The organism is Nonomuraea lactucae (assembly GCF_003313395.1).
Taxonomy (GTDB): Bacteria; Actinomycetota; Actinomycetes; order Streptosporangiales; family Streptosporangiaceae; genus Nonomuraea; species Nonomuraea lactucae.
In genome coordinates this window covers 1-4,799 of sequence record NZ_QNFZ01000779.1, presented here as the reverse complement: position 1 = coordinate 4,799, position 4,799 = coordinate 1, and the positions used below count along the sequence as shown (strand labels likewise).

Below are 4,799 nucleotides of genomic sequence, written 5' to 3'. Positions count from 1 at the left end.
CGGCCCGCTCCTGGTGGGCAGCACGGCCCGTCGGCGCCGCGTCGTGGCGGGCCGGTGGGCGGGGCGCCCGGTCCCGAGAGTGGCCCGCAACGGTGCCAGCGTGTCGCCCGACACCCGCCCGGACCACACCAGGTCCCACAGGGCCGTGGCGAGCGCCGCGTCGTCGAGCGAGCCGAGCCGGTCGGACAGCCCGCGGAAGAACAGCGCCCCTCCCCCGGCGAGCGCCTCCAGCACCTGATCGTGCAGCGCGGTCATGGTGATCTCGCCGGGCTCGGGCAGGAGCAGCGGAGCGGTGTCGGCGAAGTAGAGGGACACCCACCCGTCGCCGCCCGGCAGCGATCCCTGGCCCACCCACATGACCTCGCCGGACGAGGTCAGCTCGTCGAGCAGAGCCGGATGGTAGCCGGGCACCCGCGACGGCAGCACCAGAGTCTCCAGCGCCGAGGCGGGCACCGCCGCCCCCTGCAACTGCTCGATCGCGTGCACCAGAGCGTCCATCGCCCGCGCCGCACCGGCCGCGCCTCCGCGCGACGAACCGCCACCGGACACACCAGACCCGCCGAGAGCACCGGACATGCCCGTGATGCCGTGCCAGGCGGGCATGAACACGGCGAGCGTCTCGGGGGCGACCGGCTCCACCTCCTTGCGGAGCCTGGCCAGCGACCTGCGCCGCAGCATGCGCAGCACCCCGGCGTCGCACCACTCCTCGCCCCGGCCTCCCGGCCTGAACTCGCCGCTGACCACCCGCCCGGAGGCCGCCAGCCGGTGCAGCGTGTCGTTGACCACGGCCACACCGAGCCCGAACCTGGCCGCGGCGGTGCCCGCGTGGAACGGCCCACGCGTACGGGCATGCCTGGCGAGCAGGTCGGCCAGCGGGTCGGCCACCGGCTCCAGGAAGGCATGCGGCACCCCGACCGGCAGCGGCACGCCCAGCGCGTCACGCATCCGGGCGGCGTCCTCGATGGGCGCCCACTGCTCCTCCCCCGCGATGCGTACCCTGATCGCCCTGCGCGCTCGTTCGAGCTCTTCGAGCCAGGCGGGGTCGCCGCCGCGCACGCTCACGTCGGGGGCGAGCAGCGGGCCGTGGGAGCGCAGCAGGTCGGCGAGGTCCTCGACGTCGCGCAGCGGCCGGTCGAGCCTGGCCAGCTCTCGCTCGGCGTCGGAGATCACGTCGGGGTCGAGCAGCTCGCGCAGGTCGGCCTGGCCGAGCAGCTCCGCGAGAAGCGTGGTGTCGAGGGCCAGCGCCTGGGCCCGCCGCTCGGCGAGCGGCGCGTCGCCCTCGTACATGAACGCGCCCACGTAGTGGAACAGCAGCGAGGCCGCGAACGGCGAGGCCTGCGAGGTCTCGACCTCCACCACGCGCACCCTGCGCGCGGCGATGTCACGCATGAGCCGGACGAGCCCCGGCACGTCGAACACGTCCTGAAGGCACTCGCGCATCGTCTCCAGCACGATCGGGAACGACGCGTACTGCGAGGCCACCCCCAGCAGGTGGGCCGCCCGCTGCCGCTGCTGCCAGAGCGGGCTGCGCCTGCCCGGCGTGCGGCGGGGCAGCAGCAGCGCCCGGCCCGCGCACTCCCTGAACCGCGAGGCGAACATCGCCGACCCGCCGAGCTCCTCGGTGACGATCTGCTCGATCTCCTCCGCGTCGAACGCGGCCACGTCGGACGGCGGCTCGGCCAGCGTGTCGGGGATGCGCAGCACGATGCCGTCGTCGGAGTGGACGGCCTGCACGTCGACGCCGTAGCGCTCGCGCAGCCGCCGGTTGATCGCCAGCGCCCAGGGTGCGTGCACCCGCGCGCCGTACGGTGAGTGGATGACCACGCGCCAGTCGCCCAGCTCGTCGTGGAAGCGTTCGACCAGCAGCGTGCGGTCGTCGGGCACGTAGCCGGTGGCCTCGCGCTGCTCCGCCAGGTAGGAGAGCAGGTTGGCCGAGGCGTACTCGTCGAGGCCGGCCGCCCGCATGCGGTCGGTGGCCGCGCCCGCGGCCTGCTCGCGCAGGAAGGCCCCGATGGCCCTGCCCAGCTCGGCCGGGCGGCCGGGCGCGTCACCGTGCCAGAACGGCAGCTTGCCAGGCTGGCCCGGAGCCGGGGAGACCAGCACGCGGTCGGCGGTGATGTCCTCGATGCGCCAGGACGTGGCGCCGAGCACGAACACGTCGCCGACGCGCGACTCGTAGACCATCTCCTCGTCGAGCTCTCCCACCCTGGACGACTTCTCGCCCACCAGGAACACGCCGAACAGGCCACGGTCGGGGATCGTGCCGCCGTTGGTGACGGCCAGCCGCTGCGCCCCCGGCCGCCCGCGCAGGGTGCCAGTCACGCGGTCCCACACGATGCGCGGCCGCAGCTCGGCGAACTCCTCGCTCGGGTAGCGGCCCGCCAGCATGTCGAGCGTGGCCTCCAGCGCGGAGCGCGGCAGGGTGGCGTAGGGGGCGGCCCGTCTGACCACGGCCTCCAGGTCGTCGACGGTCCACTCGTCGAGCGCCGTCATCGCCACGATCTGCTGGGCGAGGACGTCGAGCGGGTTGCGCGGGTAGCGCAGCTCCTCGATCTCGCCGTTCTTCATGCGTTCGGCGACCACCGTCGTCTGCACCAGGTCGCCCCGGTATTTCGGGAAGATCACGCCCCTGGACACGGCTCCGACCTGGTGACCGGCCCGGCCGATCCGCTGCAGGCCGCTGGCCACGCTCGGCGGCGCCTCGACGCAGGCCACCAGGTCCACCGCGCCCATGTCGATGCCCAGCTCAAGGCTGGAGGTCGCGACCACGGCGGGCAACCTGCCCGACTTGAGCGCCTCCTCGATCTGGGCGCGCTCCTCCTTCGACACCGAGCCGTGGTGGGCGCGCACGATCTCGGTGATCACGCCCTTGCTGGCTCCGGCCTGCGCCATCATCTCGGCGGGCGTCCGCCGCACCGGCTCGGCTGACGTACGTCCGGCGGACTCGGGAGTGCTTGGAAGCGCACGTCCGGCGATGTCGGGAGGGTCGGCGGGCGCGCGTCCGGGAAGCTCCCCGGCGGGCATCTCCCAGATCGACAGGTCGACCGGCTCGGCGGCGTCCTGCCCCCGGTCGTAGGCCAGCTCGTTGAGACGGGTGCAGAGCCGCTCGGCCAGCCGCCTGGAGTTGGCGAACACGATGGTCGAGCCGTGCGCGCCGATGAGGTCGAACAGCCGCTCCTCCACATGCGGCCAGATCGACCGGTTGCCCGGCTCGGGCAGGAACTCCTCCCCGCCGGCCGGCCGCGGCGCCGCCTCGGTCTCCGTCATGTCCTCGACGGGGACGACGACCTCCACCTCGATGCGCTTGTCGGAGGGCGGCTGCACCACGGTCGCCGGCCGGCCGCCGCCCAGGAAGGCGGCGACCTCGCTCACCGGCCGGACGGTCGCGGAGAGCCCGATCCGCTGCGCGGGCCGGTCGAGCAGCGCGTCGAGCCGCTCCAGGCTGAGCGCCAGGTGGGCGCCGCGCTTGGTGGCCGCCACCGCGTGCACCTCGTCGACGATCACCGTGCGCACGCCGCGCAGCGCGTCGCGCGCCTGGCTCGTGAGCAGCAGGAACAGCGACTCGGGCGTCGTGATGAGGATGTCGGACGGCCTGGCGGCGAAGCGCCTGCGGTCCTCGGCGGGCGTGTCTCCGGAACGGATCGCCACCGAGATCTCCGGCACGGGCAGCCCCAGCCGCCTGGCCGTCTGCTTCAGCCCGGCCAGCGGAGCGCGCAGGTTGCGCTCGACGTCCACTGCCAGCGCCTTGAGCGGCGACACGTAGAGCACCTTGGTGCCCCTGCCTCGGGCAGGCTCGACGTCCGCGGACTCCCCCACGTCCTTCGGCTGGTCGGCATCCGAGAGGTGCCCGACGTTCGAGGGGCGCCCGACGTTCGAGGGACGCCCGACGTTGGGGCGCCCGACGTTCGAGGGGCGCCCGACGTCCGAGGGGTTCTCGGCAGCGGCCAGGCGGTCGAGCGACCACAGGAAGGCCGCCAGCGTCTTGCCGGAGCCCGTCGGCGCGACGACCAGCGTGTTGTCGCCGCGCGCGATGGACCGCCACGCGCCCTCCTGCGCGGCGGTGGGCGCGGCGAATGCTCCGGTGAACCATTGCCTGGTCACCTGGCTGAAGTGGTCGAGCGAGCTCACCTGCCCATAGTGCCTCGCCACACCGACAGAAAACGCATTGTCCCTCCTTGGGGCGGTTGAGCGGGGGCGCTGGCGGACATAGAGCGACCGTGGGCATTGACTACGCAGCCATCGAAGCTCGCCGCGAGGACATCAAGGGGCGCTACCTCTTACCGCACCGGCCTCCCAGCAGCGCTCGCGGCCTGCATCACTTCGCCCTGCTGTCGTCGGACGTGGAGCGGACGATCCGGTTCTACCAGGAGCTCCTGGAGTTCCCGCTCACGGAGATCTTCGAGAACCGCGACTACAAGGGTTCCAGCCACTTCTTCTTCGACATCGGCAACGGAAACCTGCTCGCGTTCTTCGACTTCCCGGGACTAGACCTCGGCCCGTACCAGGAGGTGCTCGGCGGGCTGCACCACATCGCGATCTCCGTCGACCCGGCCACCTGGGAGCGGCTGCGCGGGAAACTGGAGGTGGCCGGCGTGCCGCACCAGATCGAGAGCGGCGCCTCCATCTACTTCAGGGATCCTGACGGGGCCCGACTGGAGCTGCTCGCCGACCACCTGGGCGAGATGTACGGCTCCCGCGTGCTCTGACACGACTCGACGCGGCCGGCCGGGCCTGCCACCGGCCCGGCCGATCCCGCCTTGCCCTGCTCCGGCCGCCGGCTCGGGCCCGTCCGGGCTGCT

The 4,799-nt window shown here is 73.2% G+C and carries 2 protein-coding genes; one reads left to right on the top strand and one right to left on the bottom strand.

What is annotated here, in order from left to right:
- Window positions 1-4,128, bottom strand: a 4,128-nt coding sequence (locus DQW85_RS27390; RefSeq protein ID WP_240197457.1) for a DEAD/DEAH box helicase, incomplete at its 3' end; no start/stop codon positions are given.
- An 89-nt stretch (window positions 4,129-4,217) separates the two neighbouring features.
- On the opposite strand from DQW85_RS27390, the gene DQW85_RS27385 reads away from it, so the two are divergent.
- On the top strand, window positions 4,218-4,706 hold the full coding sequence (locus DQW85_RS27385; protein WP_113702793.1) for a VOC family protein: 489 nt from the start codon (window positions 4,218-4,220) through the stop codon (window positions 4,704-4,706).
- Window positions 4,707-4,799 lie beyond the last annotated feature (93 nt).